Source organism: Serratia ureilytica (assembly GCF_013375155.1).
Classification (GTDB): Bacteria; Pseudomonadota; Gammaproteobacteria; order Enterobacterales; family Enterobacteriaceae; genus Serratia; species Serratia ureilytica.
The window spans coordinates 145,094-167,008 of sequence record NZ_JABXOF010000013.1 but is presented as its reverse complement, the minus strand read 5'-3'; the positions used below and the strand labels follow the sequence as shown (position 1 = coordinate 167,008).

Sequence of the window (21,915 nt, the reverse complement as noted above, 5' to 3'; positions counted from 1 at the left end):
TCGCAGCAGGATTTTACAGTGTGGGCAGCTTTTTATTTTTCATTTTGCGGAGACGAAATCAATGACCTATGCCCTCGTAGGTGATGTTGGCGGCACCAATGCCCGCCTGGCGTTGTGCACTGTTGCGACGGGTGAGATTACCCAGGCGAAAACCTATTCCGGCCTGGAGTTCGACAGCCTGGAGGCGGTGATCCGCCACTATCTGAAAGCGTGCGATATCGAGGTGCAGGACGCCTGTATCGCGATCGCCTGCCCGGTGACGGAAGACTGGGTTGCGATGACCAACCACAGCTGGGCGTTCTCTATCAAAGAAATGAAGGCCAACCTGGGGTTGAGTCATCTGGAAGTGATCAACGATTTCACCGCCGTCTCGATGGCGATCCCGATGCTCTCGTCGGACGACGTGCTGCAGTTTGGCGGCGGCGATGCGCAGCCGGGCAAACCGATCGCGGTGTACGGCGCCGGCACTGGGCTGGGTGTTGCCCACCTGGTGCAGGTCGATCGCCGCTGGGTCAGCCTGCCGGGCGAGGGCGGCCATGTCGATTTCGCACCGAACAGCGAAGAAGAAGACATTATTCTGGAGGTGCTGCGCGGTGAAGTGGGGCACGTTTCCGCCGAGCGCGTGCTGTCCGGGCCGGGCCTGGTCAACCTGTATCGCGCCATCGTCAAGGCAGACAACCGCCTGCCGGAGAAACTGGAGCCGAAGGACATTACCGAGCGGGCGCTGGCCGACAGCTGCATCGACTGCCGCCGTGCGCTGTCGCTGTTTTGCGTGATCATGGGGCGCTTCGGCGGCAACCTGGCGCTGAATCTGGGCACCTTTGGCGGCGTGTACATCGCCGGCGGCATCGTGCCGCGCTTTATGGAATTCTTCAAGGCCTCGGGCTTCCGCGCCGCCTTCGAAGATAAAGGGCGTTTCCGTGACTATGTGCGAGACATTCCGGTGTTCATGATAACCCATGGCCAACCGGGTCTGCTGGGAGCCGGCGCGCATCTGCGCCAGACGCTGGGCATGCAGCTGTAAGCAACGCGGCGGCACGATAAAAAAAGGGGCGCAACCCGCAGGTTGCGCCCCTTGTCGTTTTCGCGGGGTATCAGGCTTTGGCCAGCTCTGCCGCCTGTGCCGTTTCTTCGCTTTCCACTTCCACGGCTTTCGGCGCTTTGATGAACAGCGTAATCAGCAAGGAGGCGGCGGACAGGACGCCAATCACCATGAAGGTGGCGTGGAAGCCGCCGAAGTATTTGGCGACGAACGAACCGGCCAGCGCGCCCAGGCCGAAGCCCTGGTAGATGATGCCGTAGTTCTTGCTGTGGTTTTTCAGACCGAAGAAGTCGCCGACAATCGCCGGGAACACGGTGATGTTGCCGCCGAAGCAGAAGGCCACCGCGCCGACGCAGATGAAGAACAGCGTGTGGTTCAGGGTCATGAAGCTCAGGGCGACAATCGCCAGCACGGTAACCAGCATGGTGAAGCTGATGACGCGCATACGGCCCACTTTATCGGACAGCGTCCCCAGGATGATGCGGCCGGCGGTGTTGAAGATGGCGACGGCGGACACGGTGTTGGCGGCGGTGGCCAAGTCCATCCCGGCCAGTTGAACGCCCATGTCTTTCACGATGCCAATCAGATACAGACCGCTCATGCAGGCGGCAAAGAAGATGGTGAACAGCAGGTAGGCTTCTTTGGTGGCCAGCATCTGGCGCACGCTGAAGTCGTTGCCCAGACCGTTGGCGCCTGGCTGTGCGGCGTTGGTCGCCAGCACCGGCTCTTTCAGCAGCAGGGAGCCGACGACGATCAGGCCCATCACGATGGCACCCCAGTAGAAGAAGGCACCGGAAACGCCGACGTCGGCGATCAGGGCGGCATTGACGTATTTGAACAGCAGGCTGCCGCTGCCGAAGGCGCCGACGGAGATGCCGGAAATCAGGCCTTTGTTGGCAGGGAACCATTTGATCAGGTTGGACAGGGTGGAGATGTAGGCGATACCGACCGCAAAGCCCACCACCACGCCGGCCAGCAGGTAGATCATGTCGAGAGAGCTGACGTGGGCGCTGGCGATAAGGCCCAGGCCGACCAGGATGCCGGAGCACAGCGTCAGGTTGCGGATGCCGAAGCGTTCTTGCAGCTTACCGGCGAACAGCGTGGCGAAGGCCAGGAAGAAGCTGGTGATGGAGAAGGTGGTGGCGACGTCCGCCAGCCCCCAGTGGAACTTGTCGACCAGCGGCTGGTTGAACAGGCTCCAGGTGTAGATGGTGCCCAGACCCATCTGACAGATGATGGTGCCGAGAACGATTAAGCTGCGATTTGCCGGTTTGGTGTTCATGGCCGGTCTCCTTCCTGTGTGTGCGTTGCCGGGCGTGAGCCGTTGGCTGAAATTTGCGGGGTGAATCAGCGTTCCCGCGGTATGGGCTTATTATATGGCCGGCCCCTGCGGCGGGCGGCGGATCGGGAATGAGTTGCACGACGGAAGGAATGAAATGCATTTTATGCGGCGTGAGTTGCCGTTTTTGCGCCTGAAAGCCCGTGAAATGCCGGGGGTGACACGTGATCTACATCAAAGATATCAACGATTTATTGTTAATCGCCGGTGAACGATTGTGGTGGAATTGTGAAGGATGCGTCTGAAAGGCGTAAATCGGCATTGCGCCTATAGAGCGGCGGTGAGCGCGGGGCTATGTTATCTGCGATCGGACAAGGTCCGCTCTGCAGGAGCCATGAAATGAAAAAAACGCTGTTGTTACTGGCTGCGCTGCTGGCGCTGCCGCTGGCGAGCCAGGCCGACGTCTCCATCGGCGTGAACGTGCCTGGCCTGTCGTTGCATATCGGCGATCGCGACAATCGCGGCCATTACTGGGACGGCTATCGCTGGCGCGATCCGCGCTGGTGGGCCGATCACCGCCGGTATGAACGCCCGCGCGGGTACTATTACGGCCCGCCGCCCCGGGTGATTTACTACGGGCCGCCACGGCGCGACTGGCGCGACCGGCCGCATTACCGCATGCCGCCACCGCCGCCGCCGGGGTATTACTACCGTCCGGGCCCGCGCTGGTAAGCGCTTACAGGCGCATCAGCTTGCGGAACTCTTTCACCTTGCTGCGGCTGACCGGTACTTCAAACTCGAGATCGCTCAGCCGCAGAATGTAGGTATTGTTGAACCAGGGCACGATCTCGCGGATCTTCGCCAGGTTAACGCAGTAAGAGCGGTGGCAGCGGAAGAAATGCTCTTCCGGCAGCCGGCCGTAAAACTCGGTGATGTTCATCGGCATCACGAACTCTTCCCGGCGGGTATAGACCCGCGTCACCTTTTCATCGGCGGCGGCGTAATAGATGTCGTTGATGTCGGTAACGATGATCCGCTCGTCTTTGATCAGGTTGATGCTGTGGCTGCCGCGGCTCGGCGCGCTGGCCGGCTCCGTCGCGCCGGCGGGACGATGATGCAGCGCCTCCAGCTTTTGCAGCATGGTGACGATGCGCGCCTCGTGATAGGGCTTGAGGATATAGTCGAACGCTTCGATCTCGAACGCTTCCACCGCGTGCTCTTTATAGGCGGTGATGAACACGATAGACGGGCGATGCGCGAATTTGCTGATGTTTTGCGCCAGCAACACGCCGTCCAGCGACGGGATGTTGATGTCGAGGAAAATGGCGTCGACCTGGTGGGTCTGCAGGTATTTGAGGACGTCGAGGCCATCTTCGAAGGTGGCGACGATATCGATATTGCTGTGTTTCTTGATCAGGTAGCTGAGTTCTTCCTGCGCGAGGAATTCGTCTTCCACGATAATGGCTTTCATGAGGCCTCCCCGACCGGCGGCGCGCTCGGCTCCTGATGCAGCTTGCCGCCGTTTTTGCTGATGTAGAACGCGATTTCGGTGCCCGGCTCCAGGCGGCGGATATGCAGCCCTTCACCGTACAACAGCGACACGCGGTGGTGTACGTTGAGCAGGCCGATATTGTGGCCCGGCATCTCGTTGCGCGCCACCCGATCGATGGTTTCCTGATTGATGCCGTGGCCGGTATCCTTCACCGATATTTTCACCCGGTCGCCCTGATCTTTCACTGCGATCACCACTACCCCTTTGCCCTTGCAGGGCTGGATGCCGTGCACGATGGCGTTCTCCACCAGCGGCTGGATCAGCAGGCTCGGAATGCGCACCGAGACGTCGTCGTCGATGTCGTAAATCACCGTCAGCTTGGCGCCGAAACGCGCCTGTTCGATGGCGATGTAATCCTGGATCTGATGCAGTTCCTTGCGGATATCGATCAGTTCGTCGTTCAGCTCCAGGTTGTAGCGCAGGTAGCGCGACAGGTTGATGATCAGCTGGCGCGCGGTGTCCGGATTCAGGCGGATGGAGGAAGAGATGGCGTTCAGCGCGTTGAACAGGAAGTGCGGGTTAATCTTGCTCTGCAGCGCGCGCATTTCGGCTTTATCCGCCATCTGGCGCAGGTGCTCGATGCGCGAAACCTCCATCTGGGTGGAGATGATCTGCGACAGCCCGACCGCCATCACTTTCAGCGTGTTGGTGATCTGGTGAGCGTGGCAGTAGTAAATTTTCAGCGCGCCGGTCACTTCACCTTTTTCCCACAGCGGCACCACCAGCTGCGAATGGATCTGCGGCGCGGCCGGGTTTTCCAGGTTGTTTTTGATGATGATTTTGCCGTGGCGAATGCTTTCGCGAGTGACGCGGCTCAGCCCTTCGCGGCCGATCGGGTAGGCTTCGCGCCCTACGCCGACGTAAGCCAGCACCTGATGGGTATCGGTGATCGCCACCGCGTCGGCGCGGATATCCTGGCGGATGATATCGCAGATGGTGGCCAGCGATTCGCTGTTGATGTTGCGGAAATAGGGCAGCGTCTTGTGGGCGATATCCAGCGCCAGCTTGGCCTGGCGCGCGGCGATCACTTCTTTCTCATCCTCGACGCTCTGCACCAGCAGCACGATCAGGCCGATGCACACCGTGCCGAGGATCATCGGCAGGGCGATCTGCGACACGATGTCCAGCCCGAGCTCGGTCGGCTTGGCCCACAGCACGATCAGCAGCATGGTGAGGGATTCGCACAGCATGCCGCCGACGATGCCGGCGCGCCAGCGCTGCTCTTTTTTGACCTTGAGGTTGATGTAACCGGCGCTGATGCCGGCGATGATGCTGGTGATAAGGCAGGGCACCGAGGTGATGCCGCCGATGTCGATCAGATAACGGTGCACCCCGGCGATGATGCCGGTGACGATCCCCACCCAGGGGCCGAACAGGATGCCGCCGGCCATGATGGCGATGACGCGCACGTTGACCAGCGAGCCCTCAACGTTGATGCCGGAGTAGGTGCTGAACAGCGCGAACAGCGAGAAGATTGCCGTGACGATGCCGAGCTCAAGCGGCGTATGGTCTTCTTTTTGCAGCAGTTGGCGGAACAGCCGGGTGCGGGTCAGGAAAAACAGACAGATCAACATCAGCGCGGCGCGATCAAACACCGCCAACAGCATTTCAAAAAAAGGGTGCACGACGGGTTCTCGCTGCGGCCTACGGATGACGGCAGTATACCACAGCGAGAGAGGCCCGTGGCTGGGGGCGGCGGTCAGCGCATCCCGAGCTGCGCTTTGCCCAGCGGCGTCAGCAGCTCGACGGTGGCGCGGCCCTCGAAATCGACCTCGAAATCGTCGGGGGCGAAGTCCGGCGGCGTTCTGCCGTCGATAAAGCTCGGCAGCTGGCGCTGCAGATAGGCGTCGTTTTTCTCGCAGCCCGGCGCGGCGGCGATGTACATCACGTTGCTGTCGAACTCGCCGTTATGTTCGTTCTCCACCGCGTGGATCACATCGCAGTGCCAAAAGACCGTGTCGCCCGGCTCCAGATCGGGAATAGGGGAAATCCCGCTTAATAAAAGGGGATGCCATTTTTCCGAGATCGACAGCGCGCGACCCGGCGCCGCATCGCACAGATCGTCATCGGCGACGTCGTCCTGCAGCGCGCGCAGCAGCACATAGGCCATGGCGTTGGCGATTGGCACCAGGTTCAGCGTGCCGGCGTTGGTGCGCTGCGGCGTCAGCGCCGTCCAGCCCTGGAAGGTGCGGAACATCGAGCAGACCGCCGGAGAGGCTATCTCGCGCACTTCGGTGCGGCCGTCGGCGGCGAAGGGATCGTACTGCTGCCAGTCGCCGGAGAAGACGTGGCGATACACATAGCGGAAGTTCTCGTCCAGCCAGCGCTCGATGGTGCCGCTGTCGACGTGCGGCGACAGGCCCAGCGACGAGGAGTTCGGCGGGCGGCGGCGGGTGCGATCGGCGTAGGTGGCGACGCGAGTCGGATCGAAATGCTGTTTGCCGTTGCTTTCGGTGGCCCACAGGCTGTTGAGGAACACCTGCACCGCATGCATGCGCGCGTCCTGCCGCGCTTCAACCTGCGGTTTTGACCAATAGATGCCGTAGATCTGTGGCTTGCTGGCGGCCAGCTTGCCGAAATAGTTGTCTTCGGCGGCGTTCTTCAATCGCTCGACGAAGTTGTTGCGATCGAGGTAATCGCCGATTTCGCGGTTCCAGCCCTCGGCTTTGGCGCGCGGAAACACCCCGCGAATGGCGCAGGCGCCGCGCTGTTTGATCAGCGCTTTTTGTTGTTCAGTGACGCGCTGCTGCAGGATATCTTCCGCGTCAATTTGCGGCACCGGGTTGTGGCCGGCGGCCAGTTCGCGGCGAATCTGTTCGACCTGGCCGCGGATGTTCTCTTCCAGCGCCTGGAATACGTCGCGATAGTTGGGCAATGCCTGGCGCAGCTGACGCTTGACGTTAACGATCGCCTGCGGAATATCGTCGATGACTAAAGAGGCCATGGTGTTCTCCTGATGCCGCGTGGGTAACGGCGGCGGGCAGTTGTAGGGAATCGGGCAAGACGTTATGGTTTTGTGGTTTTAACGTAAATGATTATCGGCAACCAATCGGGGAAAATAAAGAGATATCTTTCATTCGTAAGTTCCTCTTTTTCGTTTTTCGGAGATTTTATGAAGCTGGTCACTGAACGTCTGCAGTTACAGTCGATAACCGCCGAGGATTGGCCGCTGTTTCTGCGCCTGTACCAAGATCCCGAGGTGATCCGTTACATCTCCGATCCGCGCAGCGAAGCGGAGATCCGCGCACGGTTCGAGGAGCGCCTGCCGGTCTGGGACAAACACGGCGACCAGTGGCTGTGCCTGGTGATGCGTGAGAAGCACAGCGGAGAGGCGGTGGGCATTACCGGCTTTCGCCCGCACTGGGCGCCGTATCGGCAGGCGGAAGTGGGATATGGGAGTTTGCCTTCCGGGCAGGGCAAGGGCTATGGCAAGGAGTCGCTGCGGGCGGTGCTGGATTTTGCGGTGAACGCCTGCGGTTTTCACAAGCTGACCGCCACCGTAACCGCCGGTAACGTCGCCTCGCGCGGCCTGCTGGAGTCGTGTGGTTTCCAGCTGGAGGGCACGCTGCGCGACAACTACCGTCTGGCGGATCAGTGGTGCGACGACTGGCTGTTCGGGCTGCTGGCGGCGGAGTTTCAGAGCGCTAAATAAAAATATCGCGCAGGGTATCGACAAGCTCGTCGGCGCTGCGCTATGTTCGATATTCGGTCAGTTCGCTGGCCAGCGTCGCTCGGACGGTCCGGGCGCTAACGTCTATCGAGGAATCTCCTATGGCTGATAACAGTCCACAGCGCCGTTTCACGCGCATTGAACGCCTTCCCCCTTACGTATTCAACATCACCGCCGAACTGAAGATGGCCGCACGCCGTCGCGGCGAGGATATTATCGACTTCAGCATGGGTAACCCCGACGGCCCGACGCCGCCGCACATCGTGGAAAAACTGTGCGCCGTCGCCCAGCGCGACGACACCCACGGTTATTCCACCTCGCGCGGCATTCCGCGCCTGCGCCGCGCCATTTCGCGCTGGTATGCCGATCGTTATCAGGTGGATATCGATCCGGAAAGCGAAGCCATCGTCACTATCGGTTCGAAAGAGGGGCTGGCGCACCTGATGCTGGCGACCCTCGATCACGGCGATACCGTGCTGGTGCCGAACCCCAGTTACCCGATCCACATTTACGGCGCGGTGATCGCCGGCGCTCAGGTGCGCTCGGTGCCGCTGGTGGACGGCGTGGATTTCTTCGGTGAGCTGGAGCGCGCCATTCGCGAAACCATTCCGCGCCCGAAAATGATGATCCTCGGCTTCCCGTCCAACCCGACAGCCCAGTGCGTGGAGCTGGATTTCTTCGAGCGGGTGGTGGCGCTGGCCAAGCAGTACAACGTGCTGGTGATCCACGATCTGGCCTATGCCGATATCGTCTATGACGGCTGGAAAGCGCCGTCGATCATGCAGGTGCCGGGGGCGAAAGACATTGCGGTGGAGTTCTTCACCCTGTCGAAAAGCTACAACATGGCCGGCTGGCGCATCGGTTTCATGGTCGGCAATCCCGAACTGGTCAGCGCGTTGGCGCGCATCAAGAGCTATCACGACTACGGGACCTTTACGCCGCTGCAGGTGGCGGCCATCGCCGCGCTGGAAGGCGATCAGCAGTGCGTGCGCGATATCGCCGAACAGTATCGGCAGCGCCGCAATGTGTTGGTGAAAGGGCTGCATGAGGCCGGCTGGATGGTGGAAAACCCGAAGGCGTCGATGTACGTCTGGGCGAAAATTCCCGAACCTTATGCCCATCTCGGTTCGCTGGAGTTCGCCAAACGCCTGTTGGCGGAAGCCAAGGTTTGCGTTTCGCCGGGCATCGGCTTCGGTGACTATGGCGATACCCATGTGCGCTTCGCGCTGATCGAAAATCAGGACCGTATTCGCCAGGCGGTGCGCGGCATCAAGGCCATGTTCCGCGCGGACGGGTTGCTGATGCCGGGCAAAGGCGGCGGCGCCAAATAATCCTGTCAGGCCGGACGTTTGTCCGGCCTTATTTTTTCCCGTCCCAAGGTTTTCTTCATTATTTCCCCATTATGCTCGACTACGCTGAATTTTATTTTTTGGATAGAGTGTATGAGCAACCGCTACGCGCGATCGCAAATTGTTTTACATTGGTTGACGCTGCTGATGGTGATCCTCACCTACGCGGCGATGTTGCTGAAGGATTCGGTGCCGGAGGCGTGGGCGCCGCTGGTCAAAAATCTGCACTTTAATTTTGGGGCTTCGGTTTTTGCCCTGATGCTGATTCGGCTGGCGGTGCGCACCCTCCACGCGACGCCGCCGACCACGCCGCCGCTGGAGGAATGGCAGGAAGTGGGCGCCAAGATCTTCCATTGGCTGCTGTACGTGGTATTCCTGATGTTGCCGCTGCTGGGCGTGTTAACCCTGGCCTACGGCGGGAAATCGTGGACTTTACTGGGGTGGCCGGTACCGCAATGGGTGACGCCGGATCCGGTGATGCGCAAGCTGGTTAAAACGGTTCATGAGACGCTGGCGAATATCGGCTACTTTATCATTGGCGCGCATGCGCTGGCGGCGCTGTATCACCACTACCTGCGCAAGGACGACACCCTGCGCCGCATGATGCCGGGCAAATAACGGCGAACGACGGAAACGACAAAGGGACGCTCGCGCGTCCCTTTGGCTGTGTTCCCGGTCAGGCAACCATCAACATGAAGGTGCCAACCCAGGCAACCAGCATGAATGACACGCCCATCAAAAAATATTTCACTGAACAACTCCTGTCTGGAGTCCTCGCCAGCAATGATCCCGATTGTTGTGCTGAGTGTTTTATGGGCAACCTGTTTGTCGGGCGGGTTCTTCCAAACGAAAGAACAACGTCCTCGCGCGCGGGTTGTCCGGTTGTCGCGCCTCATGCTCCGTGAGGTAAAATCCGAACCGCGACAGGATCGGCGCTAATGTACTCTCAATACTGGTCTGATTTCAATACTGTGTTTTTGATCACAATTTTTGGCTGTTTTTTGAACAGGGTGCGCTGTTTTATAACGCTTTTTATCGGCGGGCGACAGGAACTAGCCCGCCGTGGCGGGCTGTAAAATAAGGGATGAAGCAATGCAGCGGCAGGCGCTCAGGCGACGGCGTTGATGCCGGTCGCCAGAATGACCCAAAAAACGAGACAAGACAGCAGAATAACGGCCCAAATATGACGGCGACTCCACTCCATTTTTAGCCTTCGTTGTTGCGACAGAGGATTAGGTAACGATCACATCGGCGCGAATGGAGGAAAATTTAGCCCCTGCGGGTAATATTTTGCTTACCTGTTGCTAACTTATTGGCAAACTTCACTTATTGTCACGCGCACGTCGTAGCCCAACAGATACAGCGCCTGCTCCAACGCTTCCACCTTCGAGGCGTAACCGATATCCAGCAACCGCTCCATTTGCCCGCCGTTGAAACCCAGCTTGCGCGCCAGCGCCGCTTTACCGGTGTTTTTGCGCAGCATGGCGTTGTGCAGTTCGATTTTCAGCGCCACCAGCGCCGGCAGGTGTACCCTCAACTCATCGGCTTGCAGAGGAGAAGGGGCGGGCAGAGGCAAACCTTCATCCATCGTGGCGGCGATGGCGGCCAACAGGCTTTCCTGCGCCTCCAGTTCGATGTCTTCGCGTTTATAGCAGGCGGTTTGCCACTCGGGGAAGTCGCGAAAACCGATCTGCCAGGCGTCGCTGTCGCGATCGAAGGCGTAATGGGCGAAGTAATGGCTGAACATGGCGATCCCTGATTAAAACCTGAATGAGGCGCTATTGTGACGGCACGGCCGGCGGATAGCCATAGCCTTGAGCGGAATGGCGCTCAATCGGTCTGTTCACGCGGCTTGCGTCGCAGCCCGTCGGGCGGCAACAGCAGGGCGCAGACCATGACTGCCAGACTGAACAGCGGCAGCCAGCGCGCTACCGGGCCGGGGGAGTAGTTGTTGAGCACCGAGCAAACATAGCACGCTACGGCCAACGCCCAACCGGGCAGGCCGATATCGTTGAGTCGGAATGCGGTTTTGGCCATGAACCACGTGACCAGGCCGAAACAGAACAATGCCCACACCATAATGCACAGCAGATACAGCAGCACCGAGACGAATTCGGCGCCGTCGCCGTGCGCGTGGGCGCGAAAATGGTTTTTATCCAGATAGGTCGACAGAAACGACAGCAGCACGATACCGATGGCGAAGATCGCCAGCGAGAAAATAAACGGTTTGCGCGAGATGCGCCCACGGTACAGGTCTTTGGCGAGTTGTCCGAGAGATTCCATCACAGTCCATTGTCGTGATCATTGCGGCGATAGCCGGGTGGCAAGCAGTCGGGCATTTTATCGGGGCAAACGTGGGCGTCAAGGTGATAACTTTTCTCATTTAGTTGCGGTTGAGATTCAGCGCGGCCGCACCGGGCGTTCTTTGCCCGTGCAAAACGTCACAATTTGGCACGTTTGGCTACCTGACGCGGTCATTGGCGGCATAATCCTGTTTGTTCGCGTTGAACAATGCATTAACATAACTCCCACTTATCTCTTGCATGGCTATATGGATATCCGATGCGTCACCTGGTTGCGCTTTTACCGCTGATTACCTTGCTTGCTGCCTGTAGCAGCACGCCGAAACCCAGTACCACCGCTACGCCGCAGAGCACCCCGGTAAAGGGCGGCTTTTTGCTGAGCCCGGCGCACAGCGGCGCGCCGCTGGGTGGGGATTTCGCCAATAACCCGAATACCGCGCGCTTTATCGAGAAGATGGTGCAGGAACACGGTTTTGACCGGCAGCAGCTGCACGACGTGCTGGCGCAGGCTCGGCGATTGGATTCGGTGCTGCGGCTGATGGACAGGCAGGCGCCGACGCCGTCTACCCAGGGGCCAACCGGGCCGAATGGCTCCTGGCTGCGCTACCGCAACAAGTTCATCACCCCGGATAACGTGCAAAACGGCGTAGTGTTCTGGAATCAATATCAGGATGCGCTGCAGCGCGCCTGGCAGGTGTACGGCGTGCCGCCGGAGATTATCGTGGGGATTATCGGCGTGGAAACCCGTTGGGGCCGCGTAATGGGTAAAACCCGCATTATCGATGCGCTGGCGACGCTGGCCTTCGACTACCCGCGCCGCGCCGATTACTTCGCCGGTGAGCTGGAAACCTTCCTGCTGATGTCGCGCACCGAAGGCGACGATCCGCTCGAGTTGCGCGGCTCCTTCGCCGGTGCGATGGGCTACGGGCAGTTCATGCCTTCTTCCTTCAAAAGCTATGCGGTCGATTTCAACGGCGATGGGCATATCAACCTGTGGGATCCGGTCGATGCCATCGGCAGCGTGGCCAATTACTTCAAAGCGCACGGCTGGTCCAAAGGCGAGCCGGTCGCCATTCAGGCCAACGGCCAGGCGCCGGGGTTGGAAAACGGCTTCAAGACGCGCTACTCGGTCGCCGCGCTGGCCGAAGCCGGCCTGAGCCCGCAGGGTTCGCTTGGTGATAACCAAGAGGCCAGCCTGCTGCGGCTGGATGTCGGCACCGGCTACCAGTATTGGTACGGTCTGCCGAACTTCTACGTTATCACCCGCTATAACCACAGCACCCATTACGCCATGGCGGTATGGCAACTGGGCGAAGCGGTCGGGCGCTCGGCGCGCGGCGGCTTCTGACGCTGCGTCAATAAACGAAAAAGGCCGCTTGCGCGGCCTTTTTTGCATTCTGAGCAATCAGAAATCGTAGCGCAGACGCACCACGGTCATATCGCCGAGGTTGTCGGTGCTCGATGTCAGCACGTGCTCCACGTCAACGCGGAAACCGTAGTCAAACTGTACGGTCACCCCGAGGCCGTTATCGATGCGCTGGTAGTTGCGGCCGGTGATGTATTCCAGGCGGTCGCCCATGAAGTACGGCATCACCGATTTCACCGCGTACTGACCTACCGGCACGGTATAACCGGCCAGGTATTCGATACCCCACGCATCGCCGGCGAAGTAATTATTGACGTCGGCTTTCTTGGTGGTCAGGAAGTCGTTGTAGTAACCGCCGCCGAAGGTCAGGGTCCAGTTGTCCGGTTTCCAGCTGATGGCGGTGCCGAAAATGTTCTGATCGTAGCTTTTGCTGCCGCTGGTGGACGGGTTGCGCATTTCGGCGCGGGTGTAGTTCCAGGCGGTGCCCCAGGTCAGATCCGGTGTAATGTGGTAATCCACGCCCAGAGAGCCGCCGCCTTTGCGCTTGTAGCGCAGGCCGTTGCCCGGCAGGTAGTCGCTGTCGCTGAACAGGTACGAAGCGTAAACGTCCGCATCGCCGAAGCGGTTCTTGTACTTCAGCATTTTGCGTGAACGGTAAGAGCCGTCGTAGTCGCCGTTAATGCCGTTGCCCGGCGCCTGGGCCAGCATGTCGTAGTCCCAGATATCGGTCTTGGCGCCCACCACGTCATAATAAACGCTGTTCTGCTGACCGAAGGTCATCTGGCCCCAGGTGTTGCTTTTCAGGCCGGTGTACAGCATGCGACGGCTGGTGTTTCTTGCGCCGTCGGCATAGTGATGATCCCAGTCAAACAGCGCCGGAATGTTCACGCCCAGCTCGTAGTAGCTGATCCAGCTGATATCGTCGAACAGATAGTAGTCCGCCGCGAAACGGAAGCGGGTGCCGCCGTCGAAGCCGTTACGCTTGTACGAGCCCTTGTCACCGTCGCCCGTCATGTTGTTGAACTGCGGACGAATACTGCCGCCAACGGTGAAGTTCAGGCGGCTGAGCGGATCGCCGGCCTGTGGATCTTGCTTCAGCAGGGTGATTTCCGCCTGAGCGGCGAACGACGCGCTGCCGATCGCCAGACCCAGCGCCACCGCTTGAGTCATTACGCGCAATTTCATTGCCATGTGTTATCCCTGTTTTAGGTATGACCGCCCTCATCAGCGCCGCCATGCCGATGTTTTGCGCAGAAAGCTGCGTTTTTGCGCATTTTGACGGTTTTTTTTGGTGTTTTAGCGGCGGGCGGCATTTGTAGCATAAACGGTGAAATAAATAATTACTTTTCTTGCTAATTATTGGCCGGTTTTTGACCATTTCGTGCGGTGAAAGTGGCCGCTCTGCCTCTCTCTCCACTCGGATGAATTCATTTAACGCCAAGGTTTATATTTTTCATTTGTCAGTCACCAACCCCAGCCTGTAATTTCAGCCATGCAAGAGATAATTAATTCCAGCCTGTCACCGCCGTATTAACGTGAGGCATTTTTGCGTAATCGGTTGGCAGGAATAAGCGATTGGGAGGTCGCCATGAGAAACCTGTTAATGTTGTTGGTGGGGCTGTTTTCATTACCGGCGATGGCGGCGGAGTCGCACGTCTGCCATTCTCAAGCTTATGATTATGCAGAGGTTAGTAAGCTAAGGTTGTCTGACGACACTCTGTTTTTCTGCCGCGGCGTGGGGCGCCTGACGATCCCGGAATTGGCGCGAAAAGGCTGGAAGGTGATTCACCTGGCGCAGCAAACTGAATATACCGACTCCGTCGACAGCGATGGCGAAGTTATTAAGCTTTATCAGGAAATCGTGGTGTATAAAGAATAACGCGACGGCAGCCTGTGATTATTTCAACGGCGGCGGGAACCCTATTATGAATGCAAGAATCGGTATCGACGGCAGGGCTGCCGCCGCCATGGTGATGCTATGCGCCATTTGGGGAATGCAGCAGGTGGCGATCAAGGCCGCCGAGCCGGATGTGTCGGCGGTGCTGCAAATTGCCATTCGCTCTGGTCTTGCCGCGCTGGGGGTTTACCTGCTGGCGCGCTGCCGCGGCGAGTGCTTCACCTGGGATCGCGCCACGCTGAGCGCCGGTTTGAGCGTAGGGGCATTGTTCGCGCTGGAGTTCTTTTTTGTCTCCGAAGGGCTGCGCTATACCAGCGCTTCGCATATGGCGGTGTTTTTGTATACCGCGCCGCTGTTTTCCGCTCTCGGCCTGCATTTTCTGATTCGCCAGGAACGCCTGTCGTCGGTGCAGTGGCTTGGCATGCTCATCGCCTTTGGCGGCGTGGTGTTGGCCATATCGGGCATGGCTGAGGGCAGCGGCGCTGCAGCTCGGTTGAAGGGCGATCTCTACGGTCTGCTGGCGGGGATCGCCTGGGGCGGTTCTACGCTGGTGATCCGTACCACGCGTCTGGCGGAGTGCCCGGCTAAACAGACGCTGCTGTTCCAGTTGACGGGCGCCTGCGTGCTGCTGTCGTTGCTGGCGATAGCGTCGGGCAATTTGCACGTCGTTCTGAGCCGGGTGGCCTGGAGCAGCCTGCTGTTCCAAACGGTGATCGTGTCGTTTTTCAGTTACCTGATCTGGTTTTCACTGTTGCGTCGTTATCAGGCGTCCTCGCTGGGCATTCTCACCTTTATGACGCCGGTATTCGGCATCCTGGCCGGCGTCGTCATGCTCGGCGAGCCGCTGCAAATTGAGTTTGTATTGGGTGCCGTGCTGATCGTGCTGGGGTTAATCGTGGTGAGTTGTTCATATCTTATTTATTTTGACCGTAGGGTGGCACCAAAAATATAAATTATGGATGTTGATGTACAGAATTACCAAATAAGCTGCGAAAGCCAATTCATTATTCAGATGCAAATATCCCGCTATGCCTGGGGCGTGCCGTTGATTACGCTCAGCGATAACGGTGACTTTACCGTGATAAGAAGCCGAGGTTGGTCGAAATTGGCTAACGGGATGCCGCTGGAGGTTTATTACTTTGCCAATAATTCCCTGCTGACCTGGGATAAAAATCGCAAATATATCTCTTATTCAAAGGCCGGCCGGCTCTATGCCTGCGCGTTGCATTTTTCTTATTCTCCCAAAGTATGGCGATAACCCTCTGGCCATCAGACCAGAGGGGATATTTTCATGATCCACTGCTTAAACGCGAGGATCTTCGGCCACTGCCGCTCGGAGATGGTCGAGGTAAAATAGCAGTGTTCGCAGGGCACGGTCATATCGGCGAACGGAATGATCAGCTCGCCGCTTTTGATCCAGTCCTGCACCAGATTAAGCCGCCCCATGGCGACGCCAAGGTGCCGCGTAGCGGCCAGCACCGCGAGATCGGAACGGTCGAACTCCATACTTTTACTGTCGGTATCCAGCCCCAGCGCAAAGTGTTGTGACCAGGTTTGCCACTCATCTTCGCCGGAGTTGTAGCGATCGTGCAGCAGCGTACAGTGAGCCAGGTTTTCCGGCGCATCATACAGATTGTGTGCGGCGGCGTACTGCGGCGTGCAGATCGGCACCATCGATTCCTGCATAAAGGCTTCTTCCAGATGCCGCCCCGAGCGCAGTTTGCCGAAGTACATCGCCAGATCCACGCCGCGGTTGGCCAGGTTGATGATTTCCTGCCCGGTCAGAATGTTGAGGTGAATGGTGGGGTGCTGGGCGATAAAATCGCCGATGCGCGGCAGCAGCAGACATTGCACCAGGGACGGGTGCGAGTAGAGGGTCAAGGTCCCCGTCAACTCGCGATTTTTGATGTCCAGGATTTCCTGATTCAAGGTGTTGAAGGAGCTGTCCAGCGCCCATTGCATGCGCTCGCCCTCCGGCGTCAGCGTAATTCTGCGATGAAAGCGTTGGAATAGCAGAAACCCCAATTCCTTTTCGAGCAAATTAATGCGGTGGCTCACGGCGCTGGGGGTGATCGACAATTCTTGTGCCGCCAGCGCAAAAGATAAATGACGGGCGACGCATTCGAAAGTATGCAGCCTGGAAAATTGATAGCTGGTCAGCGGGGTCGCCCGCTGCGAATGTTTTTTACTGGGGAACATGCTATTTCTCCGTGCGCATAATCCGGCAATATTAACATTTAATGGTGCGGAGGATAAACCCAGCCTGATTGATATATTCGGTTTTTATGCCGAGGGATTTCGTTATGTTGAGGGTAAATTAACTTACTGGCATAACACGCGGAAATAACAGACACAGGGGGCGTTGACTGAGAGGCGATGATAATCAGCAATAGGACGAATATAATAAAAGAGGTGCCGTTAAGCAGCGAGTAAAGGCGGTGTGCGACAGCCTGAACGATAAAGGCTCATGTTCCATGCGGGATAGAATGGTTTCGCCATAATAATCCGTGGCATGGCGACGCAGAGCATGCGTTAAGCCCGGATGCCAACGAGAGGGAGGCAGCAATCCCCCGCCTGGCAAAGAACCGTGCCCGGTGGCTGCCCACCGGACACGGCATTCAGGGAAAAGTGGTTTGCTCGTCGGCGCCCATCAACGGCGACGCAGCAGCAGGCCGGCCAACAGACCTGCGCCGGCAACGAGTGCCAACGCGGCGAGGGGATTTTTCTTCATCATGCTGCCGGCGCAGCTCAGGGCGTCGCCGTATTTTTCTTGCAGCGCGCCCACTGCCTGGCGCGTGACGCCTTCGGCCTGCCAACGTTCGTTGCCGCTGACGTCGCCCGCGATTTCCTGCGCTTTGCCCGCCACTTTTTCCATCATGCCATTGGCTTTTTCGCTGTTCATTATGATGCGCTCCTTAGGTTCGATCCGTTTGGCGTTCGCACAGGGCGAAAGCCTGCATTTGCACCGCCATGTTATGCACTTCACTCGGTGCTCATAAGGGGCGTTTGCATCGGTATGGCTAGTGCATTTGCAGGCTACTTGCCATTCATCGAGGCTGGTCCGCCGGTAAACAGCCCGCGTTCTCTGGCCCATACGATGGCTTCGCTGCGGCTGTGCACGCCGAGTTTGGAATAGACCGTCGCGACATGATTGCGAATGGTGTTGAGCGCCAGATTGAGGCGCGCCGCGATTTTCTTGTCCGGCAGTCCCTCGCAGATCAAACCCAGCACATCGCGCTCGCGCGGGGTGAGATCGTTGGCGGCAAACCCGGTCTGGTTGGACCGATTGATGCTTTTCACATTAGCCAGTTTTTCGATCAGGGTTTGGCTAAACCACGAGGCGTCCTGCATCACTTCCTCGATGGCGTTCACCAGCTCCAGCTCCGAGCGCTTGCGTTCGGTAATGTCCATGAGCACCAACAGATAGCAGGGCGCATTATGGATGCTGACGGCATCCGCCGAGGCCACGCAGTCGATTAACTCGCTCCCTTTCTTGCGCACCCGGATGTCCATCCCTTCGACATTGCCGGTTTTTTCCAGGGCGGCAAACAAACGGCTGCCCGCCTCGGGATCGTCAAAAACCGGGATCTCGTCGACCGATTTGCCGACCAAGGCTTCGGCGTCGCATTCGATGGCGCGGACGAAGGCTTCGTTAACATCCAGCACGCGCCGCCCGTCTGCGGTGCACACCAGCGTTGGCACCGGGCTCAGGCGGAAAGATTTGGCGAACCGCTCTTCACTTTCTCGCAGCGCCGATTCAGCCTGGCGCCGGGGTTCGAGATCGGTAAACGTGAACAGCATGCAGTCGTCTTCATTGATGTCCAACGGTTGACCGGCAACCACCACCAGCTTGCTGCCTCCATCGGGCAGTTTCAGCTCGGCCTCCATCTGCGGAATGGTGGCGCCTTCCCCCAGGCGCTGCACGGCCAGCTCTTTATGCTCGGCCTGTTGCAGGACGTCCAGTTCATAAACCGAACGCCCCAAGACCTGTTCACGTTGGTAACCGGTCATATCAAGGAACCCTTGATTGACCTTGACGTAGCGCAGATCGCTGAGCCGACAGATGACCGCCGGCGCCGGATTGGCGTTAAAGGTTTTTTCAAAGCGCTGTTCGGCGCTGGCCCACTCCGTCGCGTCGCTCATGATCAGCGCCAGCAGCTCCGGCTGCCCCTGCGGATCGGTGACGATCAGGCTCCGCAGGCGGTGCACCCAGAAACTGTCCGGATCGTCGACCTGGCGAACTTCCACCACCACATCGGTGAAGGTCTCGCCATCGGCAACCCGGTTCAAAGGGTACTGCTCCAAAGCCAGCGGATGGTTGTTGCGATAGCGCAGGGCAAAACGCGCCGCGTACTCGCCGGCATTGGCCCCCAGGGCTTGCTGGTGGCTCACGCCATGCATGGCTAACGCGGCCTCGTTGGCCCATAGCAGGGTTTGATCGGTATCCGTCAGGATCACGCCGTCGGACAAGCCGGAGATGATTTGCTGCAGGTGGCCGCGGTTGGTTTCGCTGGCCAAGACGGATTGGCTCATGTGTTCTCCGCTAGACAGAAGGGGAGCGGCCTCTCTAGGGGCCGCGGGTTACGCTACTCGCTGAGCAGCTTAGTGCATAACGTGCGTATTCGCAGGGTGTGAATGCACCAGGCGTTCTGGTGCAAATGAACCGGGACGGCCGATGATGTCGCGCGGCAGACTGAATTTGTCTGCGCGGTTTTCTGCCGTGCGTGCAATCACTTGTCCAGAAAATATAAGGAACAACGATGACCACTGTCTATGAATCAAATCGCTTTGCGTTTCAGGTGTCATGGGGCTCGATATTGGCCGGGAGTGCCGTGGCGCTGGTGACTTATCTGATATTCAGCGTGCTGGGGACGGCGATCGGCGCCCAGGCCGTGGATATGATGCAAAAGGGCAACCCGCTGAGCGGATTTGGCACCAGCACCGGGATCTGGCTGCTGGTTTCAACGCTGGCGTCGTTGGCCGCAGGCGCGTTCGTCGCCGGCCGCACCGCGCCGAATCGCGGCGGCTTGCATGGCCTGTTGAGCTGGGCGATCACCACCTTGCTGACCACCTGGTTGATGGTGTCGCTGGCAAGCGGCGTGGTGGGGCTGGCTGGCAACGCGGTTGGCAAAGGGCTCTCGCTGGCGGGCAGCGGCCTGGCGGCGGCGGCGCCAAGCGTGGGCGACAGCCTGAAGCAACAGTTGGATAAAAATGGCATCAGCCTGGACTGGGGAAACCTGGAAAGCCAGTTGAACGCAACGCTTAAGCAGACCGGTAAGCCGGAGCTGGATCCGGCTCGGTTGGAGCAGAAAGCCAATCGGGCGGCCGCCGACGGCAAACAGTCGGCCGTGGATGCTGCGGCCGATCCGGCGCAGGCTGCCACCGAGCTTAAGCAGTGGTTCGAGCGCGTTAAGCAGTCCGGTGAGCCGACGTTGAGCGCCGCCGATAAGGACGCGCTGGTGAATATTGTTGCGGCGCGTACCGGCAAGAGCCGTGATGAAGCGAGCCAAATCGTCGATAACTACGCCCAGGCTTATCAGCAGGCGGTGCAGAAGGTGGAAAAACTCAAGGCCGAGGCCGAGCAGAAAGCGCGTGAAGCGGCTGATGAAGCGGCCAAGCAACTCTCTCGCGCCGCGTGGGGCTCACTGCTGATACTGCTGCTGGGCGCTGCGTTGAGCGCCGGCGTGGGGCGAATTGCCGAGTCAACCCGCCGTACCGTCACGGTGAGTTGAGATGGGCAAAAACCTGTCGTGCATCTCGCTGAATTATCGAAAAGTGGCGGGAGCGTCTGCGCCCGTACTGGTCATCGATTTTTGCAACGAGAACAACGAGCGCTACACCTTGCGCTATAACTTGCCGCCGGATACCCCGGAACGGACCGAGCGACGGGTGTCCTTGCTGCTGTATCTGTTGCGTAAGCACAGAGCGGCAGAGATCGACAACCTGACGGACTAATCCGCTCATTGGATGAAAAGCCCAGCTTTGCGTGCTGGGCTTTTTTTTTTGAGGAGCGGGCGGTTACGGTAACAAACTATGGCGCGTATCGGCTTGGCGCTTGACGGCGGAGAGGCTGGCGCGGTGCGGGAGCATCAATGCCCCCGGGACGGGAAGGCAATATATGACCTCTAACATGATTTGTTGATGCATCCGCTTTTTCTGTGCAGGGAAAGATAAAAAAGAAACTCACTGTTGCGACATGTGATTATTAAGCCTGATGTTCAGGCTTTGCGTTTATTCCTCTCAGCTTCCTTAGCCACGGCTCAGGCTTTACCCATTAGCTGCAATAAGTGTTATCAACAATCAAGGCTATAAAATGCGATTTCATTTCTGATGATGAAATTCCTATTCGGCCATGCAATTGATGCGATAAAAAACACTTTAAGATAAAAAAATTAACAGAAAGTGTGATTCTCACTGGCGGCGCAAGTGCTCCTTCAATAGATGCACTTTGTGTCGTTAAATTTTGTTTTTCGATTTTCTTGTGGGTGGATTTATATAACATGATCATTTTCAGTTATTTATATAATGACCTCTCGGAGGGTGTGAGAATAAAAAGAAGAGGGCGTGATTTTTTAGGATTAATCTTAATGACTTAATTTCTTCGCTTAACGATTTTAATGAAAAGGATACGACTTTTATAAATGCAAGGAGCGCACATGGATTACAGAAGAGATATTCTTTTACAAGTATTGGAGTATATGGAAAAGAATATTGTGGAGGGGCTTTCGGTTGAGAAGGTTTCAATTATCTCGGGTTACTCTAAATGGCATTTACAGCGGTTGTTTAAGCATTATTTTGGCATTACGCTCGGGACGTATATCAGGAATAGAAAGCTGAGCCGATCGGCTGTCTTGCTCAAACAGCATCAAGGGAACATATTGGATGTCGCCTTGGCATCGGGGTTTGCCTCTCAGCAATGCTACACCCGGGCATTCAAACGTTTCTTTGGCGAAACGCCCAACAGCTTTAGAAACAGCCGGGGATGGGATTTTTCCACGCAGATCCCCCCGTACGGCAACGATAATAAACCCTATTTCTATCATACGGTCATGCCGGATGACATCGAGATGCTGAAGCATTACAAAACATTAATTTTCCATTCTATAAGGAAATACAGAGATGCCAATGATATTGCGCAGACTAATGAGAAACGGCTAAGCAAAAATTGGGGGGCATATAATGTAGAGAAAAGCAGGGGGAATAAATGCCATGCCAACGGCAAGGATCAGGCGGTTTTTCACTCCATCTTCAACTTCTATATCCCAATGGGCAAATATATTGTTATTCCCTTTATGGGCGAGTTGCCTGAGTACGTTAATTTTTTTGAGGGGATATATGACGCTTACTTGCCGGCTATCAACGTCAAAATGAGGGAGAGCTTCTTTATCGAGCTATATAGAGATGAAAATTCAAACAGTAAAGTTATCAATGTCGATATACTTATTCCTGTGACGTAG

Annotated in this window: 23 protein-coding genes; 12 read left to right on the top strand and 11 right to left on the bottom strand. The window is 57.7% G+C overall.

All coding sequences use genetic code 11. From position 1 onward, the window contains the following. Positions 1–61: 61 nt before the first annotated feature. Positions 62–1,024 (top strand): glucokinase, encoded by a 963-nt coding sequence (gene glk / locus HWW83_RS22480; RefSeq protein WP_042785139.1) that lies wholly within the window; start codon positions 62–64, stop codon positions 1,022–1,024. A 70-nt stretch (positions 1,025–1,094) separates the two neighbouring features. Here glk and HWW83_RS22475 read toward each other — a convergent pair whose 3' ends face one another. Then, the gene (locus tag HWW83_RS22475) at positions 1,095–2,324 is read right to left on the bottom strand and encodes an L-lactate MFS transporter (RefSeq protein ID WP_033643939.1); all 1,230 of its coding nucleotides are present in this window, start codon (positions 2,322–2,324) and stop codon (positions 1,095–1,097) included. A gap of 396 nt (positions 2,325–2,720) precedes the next feature. On the opposite strand from HWW83_RS22475, the gene HWW83_RS22470 reads away from it, so the two are divergent. Beyond that, complete coding sequence (locus tag HWW83_RS22470) at positions 2,721–3,053, top strand: DUF2502 domain-containing protein (protein WP_033643938.1); 333 nt, start codon at positions 2,721–2,723, stop codon at positions 3,051–3,053. Positions 3,054–3,057: 4 nt separating this feature from the next. On the opposite strand, the gene HWW83_RS22465 is transcribed toward HWW83_RS22470, so the two are convergent. The 3 genes from HWW83_RS22465 to HWW83_RS22455 all read right to left on the bottom strand — a co-directional run bounded on the left by HWW83_RS22465 (position 3,058) and on the right by HWW83_RS22455 (position 6,817). After that, positions 3,058–3,792, bottom strand: coding sequence for a LytR/AlgR family response regulator transcription factor (locus HWW83_RS22465; protein ID WP_025303751.1), 735 nt, complete (start codon positions 3,790–3,792; stop codon positions 3,058–3,060). Further along, positions 3,789–5,480 carry a sensor histidine kinase gene (locus HWW83_RS22460; RefSeq protein ID WP_025303750.1) on the bottom strand — a complete coding sequence of 564 codons (1,692 nt, stop codon included), beginning with the start codon at positions 5,478–5,480 and terminating at the stop codon, positions 3,789–3,791. The genes HWW83_RS22465 and HWW83_RS22460 overlap by 4 nt, the downstream gene beginning before the upstream one ends. A 92-nt stretch (positions 5,481–5,572) precedes the next feature. Beyond that, the gene (locus HWW83_RS22455) at positions 5,573–6,817 is read right to left on the bottom strand and encodes a DUF1479 domain-containing protein (protein WP_042785138.1); all 1,245 of its coding nucleotides are present in this window, start codon (positions 6,815–6,817) and stop codon (positions 5,573–5,575) included. Positions 6,818–6,985: 168 nt separating this feature from the next. Here HWW83_RS22455 and HWW83_RS22450 point away from each other — a divergent pair, with 168 nt between their 5' ends. From HWW83_RS22450 to HWW83_RS22440, 3 genes are all read left to right on the top strand, one after another. After that, positions 6,986–7,525, top strand: coding sequence for a GNAT family N-acetyltransferase (locus HWW83_RS22450; protein WP_033643935.1), 540 nt, complete (start codon positions 6,986–6,988; stop codon positions 7,523–7,525). A 119-nt stretch (positions 7,526–7,644) separates the two neighbouring features. After that, entirely contained in the window at positions 7,645–8,874 is a 1,230-nt protein-coding gene (gene alaC / locus HWW83_RS22445; protein WP_033643934.1) for an alanine transaminase, read from the top strand. Positions 8,875–8,985: 111 nt separating this feature from the next. After that, positions 8,986–9,510: a cytochrome b gene (locus HWW83_RS22440; protein WP_033643933.1), complete on the top strand. Its 525-nt coding sequence runs from the start codon at positions 8,986–8,988 to the stop codon at positions 9,508–9,510. Between the two features lie 58 nt (positions 9,511–9,568). Here the strand turns inward: HWW83_RS22440 and ypdK are convergent, their stop codons facing one another. The 3 genes from ypdK to HWW83_RS22425 all read right to left on the bottom strand — a co-directional run bounded on the left by ypdK (position 9,569) and on the right by HWW83_RS22425 (position 11,175). Further along, positions 9,569–9,643 (bottom strand): membrane protein YpdK, encoded by a 75-nt coding sequence (ypdK, locus tag HWW83_RS22435; RefSeq protein WP_099782600.1) that lies wholly within the window; start codon positions 9,641–9,643, stop codon positions 9,569–9,571. Between the two features lie 558 nt (positions 9,644–10,201). Next, complete coding sequence (locus HWW83_RS22430) at positions 10,202–10,639, bottom strand: type II toxin-antitoxin system HicB family antitoxin (RefSeq protein ID WP_033651988.1); 438 nt, start codon at positions 10,637–10,639, stop codon at positions 10,202–10,204. An 83-nt stretch (positions 10,640–10,722) separates the two neighbouring features. Next, positions 10,723–11,175 (bottom strand): DUF805 domain-containing protein, encoded by a 453-nt coding sequence (locus HWW83_RS22425; RefSeq protein WP_033643931.1) that lies wholly within the window; start codon positions 11,173–11,175, stop codon positions 10,723–10,725. A gap of 279 nt (positions 11,176–11,454) precedes the next feature. Between HWW83_RS22425 and mltB the strand changes: the two genes are divergently transcribed. Further along, entirely contained in the window at positions 11,455–12,543 is a 1,089-nt protein-coding gene (gene mltB, locus HWW83_RS22420) for a lytic murein transglycosylase B (protein ID WP_046687577.1), read from the top strand. 57 nt (positions 12,544–12,600) lie between these two features. On the opposite strand, the gene HWW83_RS22415 is transcribed toward mltB, so the two are convergent. Further along, positions 12,601–13,752 carry a porin gene (locus HWW83_RS22415; RefSeq protein ID WP_033632458.1) on the bottom strand — a complete coding sequence of 384 codons (1,152 nt, stop codon included), beginning with the start codon at positions 13,750–13,752 and terminating at the stop codon, positions 12,601–12,603. A gap of 397 nt (positions 13,753–14,149) precedes the next feature. On the opposite strand from HWW83_RS22415, the gene HWW83_RS22410 reads away from it, so the two are divergent. The 3 genes from HWW83_RS22410 to HWW83_RS22400 are packed head-to-tail and all read left to right on the top strand — an operon-like array spanning position 14,150 to position 15,716. Beyond that, positions 14,150–14,440: a hypothetical protein gene (locus HWW83_RS22410; protein WP_033643929.1), complete on the top strand. Its 291-nt coding sequence runs from the start codon at positions 14,150–14,152 to the stop codon at positions 14,438–14,440. A 46-nt stretch (positions 14,441–14,486) separates the two neighbouring features. After that, on the top strand, positions 14,487–15,410 hold the full coding sequence (locus tag HWW83_RS22405) for a DMT family transporter (protein ID WP_046687576.1): 924 nt from the start codon (positions 14,487–14,489) through the stop codon (positions 15,408–15,410). 3 nt (positions 15,411–15,413) lie between these two features. Beyond that, positions 15,414–15,716 (top strand): hypothetical protein, encoded by a 303-nt coding sequence (locus HWW83_RS22400; RefSeq protein ID WP_042785132.1) that lies wholly within the window; start codon positions 15,414–15,416, stop codon positions 15,714–15,716. An 11-nt stretch (positions 15,717–15,727) separates the two neighbouring features. Here HWW83_RS22400 and dsdC read toward each other — a convergent pair whose 3' ends face one another. From dsdC to HWW83_RS22385, 3 genes are all read right to left on the bottom strand, one after another. Further along, complete coding sequence (gene dsdC, locus HWW83_RS22395; RefSeq protein WP_033651984.1) at positions 15,728–16,657, bottom strand: DNA-binding transcriptional regulator DsdC; 930 nt, start codon at positions 16,655–16,657, stop codon at positions 15,728–15,730. Positions 16,658–17,108: 451 nt separating this feature from the next. Beyond that, positions 17,109–17,360 carry a CsbD family protein gene (locus HWW83_RS22390; protein ID WP_033643925.1) on the bottom strand — a complete coding sequence of 84 codons (252 nt, stop codon included), beginning with the start codon at positions 17,358–17,360 and terminating at the stop codon, positions 17,109–17,111. Between the two features lie 134 nt (positions 17,361–17,494). Further along, positions 17,495–18,991 (bottom strand): PAS domain S-box protein, encoded by a 1,497-nt coding sequence (locus HWW83_RS22385; protein ID WP_046687575.1) that lies wholly within the window; start codon positions 18,989–18,991, stop codon positions 17,495–17,497. A gap of 227 nt (positions 18,992–19,218) precedes the next feature. Here HWW83_RS22385 and HWW83_RS22380 point away from each other — a divergent pair, with 227 nt between their 5' ends. The 3 genes from HWW83_RS22380 (at position 19,219) to HWW83_RS22370 (ending at position 21,915) form a co-directional block, all read left to right on the top strand. Then, the gene (locus tag HWW83_RS22380) at positions 19,219–20,190 is read left to right on the top strand and encodes a YrzE family protein (RefSeq protein WP_046687574.1); all 972 of its coding nucleotides are present in this window, start codon (positions 19,219–19,221) and stop codon (positions 20,188–20,190) included. A gap of 1 nt (position 20,191) precedes the next feature. After that, entirely contained in the window at positions 20,192–20,413 is a 222-nt protein-coding gene (locus HWW83_RS22375) for a hypothetical protein (protein ID WP_033643922.1), read from the top strand. A 701-nt stretch (positions 20,414–21,114) separates the two neighbouring features. After that, on the top strand, positions 21,115–21,915 hold the full coding sequence (locus HWW83_RS22370; RefSeq protein ID WP_089197288.1) for a helix-turn-helix domain-containing protein: 801 nt from the start codon (positions 21,115–21,117) through the stop codon (positions 21,913–21,915).

Excerpts from the sequence above, each read along its gene's own strand:
- dsdC (WP_033651984.1), bottom strand. The coding sequence starts at position 16,657 with ATGTTCCCCAGTAAAAAACATTCGCAGCGGGCGACCCCGCTGACCAGC.
- HWW83_RS22470 (WP_033643938.1), top strand. The coding sequence starts at position 2,721 with ATGAAAAAAACGCTGTTGTTACTGGCTGCGCTGCTGGCGCTGCCGCTG.
- alaC (WP_033643934.1), top strand. The coding sequence starts at position 7,645 with ATGGCTGATAACAGTCCACAGCGCCGTTTCACGCGCATTGAACGCCTT.
- HWW83_RS22465 (WP_025303751.1), bottom strand. The coding sequence starts at position 3,792 with ATGAAAGCCATTATCGTGGAAGACGAATTCCTCGCGCAGGAAGAACTC.
- HWW83_RS22440 (WP_033643933.1), top strand. The coding sequence starts at position 8,986 with ATGAGCAACCGCTACGCGCGATCGCAAATTGTTTTACATTGGTTGACG.
- HWW83_RS22405 (WP_046687576.1), top strand. The coding sequence starts at position 14,487 with ATGAATGCAAGAATCGGTATCGACGGCAGGGCTGCCGCCGCCATGGTG.
- HWW83_RS22460 (WP_025303750.1), bottom strand. The coding sequence starts at position 5,480 with ATGCTGTTGGCGGTGTTTGATCGCGCCGCGCTGATGTTGATCTGTCTG.
- HWW83_RS22475 (WP_033643939.1), bottom strand. The coding sequence starts at position 2,324 with ATGAACACCAAACCGGCAAATCGCAGCTTAATCGTTCTCGGCACCATC.
- HWW83_RS22390 (WP_033643925.1), bottom strand. The coding sequence starts at position 17,360 with ATGAACAGCGAAAAAGCCAATGGCATGATGGAAAAAGTGGCGGGCAAA.
- HWW83_RS22370 (WP_089197288.1), top strand. The coding sequence starts at position 21,115 with ATGGATTACAGAAGAGATATTCTTTTACAAGTATTGGAGTATATGGAA.
- HWW83_RS22455 (WP_042785138.1), bottom strand. The coding sequence starts at position 6,817 with ATGGCCTCTTTAGTCATCGACGATATTCCGCAGGCGATCGTTAACGTC.
- HWW83_RS22375 (WP_033643922.1), top strand. The coding sequence starts at position 20,192 with ATGGGCAAAAACCTGTCGTGCATCTCGCTGAATTATCGAAAAGTGGCG.
- HWW83_RS22415 (WP_033632458.1), bottom strand. The coding sequence starts at position 13,752 with ATGGCAATGAAATTGCGCGTAATGACTCAAGCGGTGGCGCTGGGTCTG.
- HWW83_RS22410 (WP_033643929.1), top strand. The coding sequence starts at position 14,150 with ATGAGAAACCTGTTAATGTTGTTGGTGGGGCTGTTTTCATTACCGGCG.
- HWW83_RS22385 (WP_046687575.1), bottom strand. The coding sequence starts at position 18,991 with ATGAGCCAATCCGTCTTGGCCAGCGAAACCAACCGCGGCCACCTGCAG.
- HWW83_RS22430 (WP_033651988.1), bottom strand. The coding sequence starts at position 10,639 with ATGTTCAGCCATTACTTCGCCCATTACGCCTTCGATCGCGACAGCGAC.
- glk (WP_042785139.1), top strand. The coding sequence starts at position 62 with ATGACCTATGCCCTCGTAGGTGATGTTGGCGGCACCAATGCCCGCCTG.
- HWW83_RS22380 (WP_046687574.1), top strand. The coding sequence starts at position 19,219 with ATGACCACTGTCTATGAATCAAATCGCTTTGCGTTTCAGGTGTCATGG.
- HWW83_RS22450 (WP_033643935.1), top strand. The coding sequence starts at position 6,986 with ATGAAGCTGGTCACTGAACGTCTGCAGTTACAGTCGATAACCGCCGAG.
- HWW83_RS22400 (WP_042785132.1), top strand. The coding sequence starts at position 15,414 with ATGGATGTTGATGTACAGAATTACCAAATAAGCTGCGAAAGCCAATTC.
- mltB (WP_046687577.1), top strand. The coding sequence starts at position 11,455 with ATGCGTCACCTGGTTGCGCTTTTACCGCTGATTACCTTGCTTGCTGCC.
- HWW83_RS22425 (WP_033643931.1), bottom strand. The coding sequence starts at position 11,175 with ATGGAATCTCTCGGACAACTCGCCAAAGACCTGTACCGTGGGCGCATC.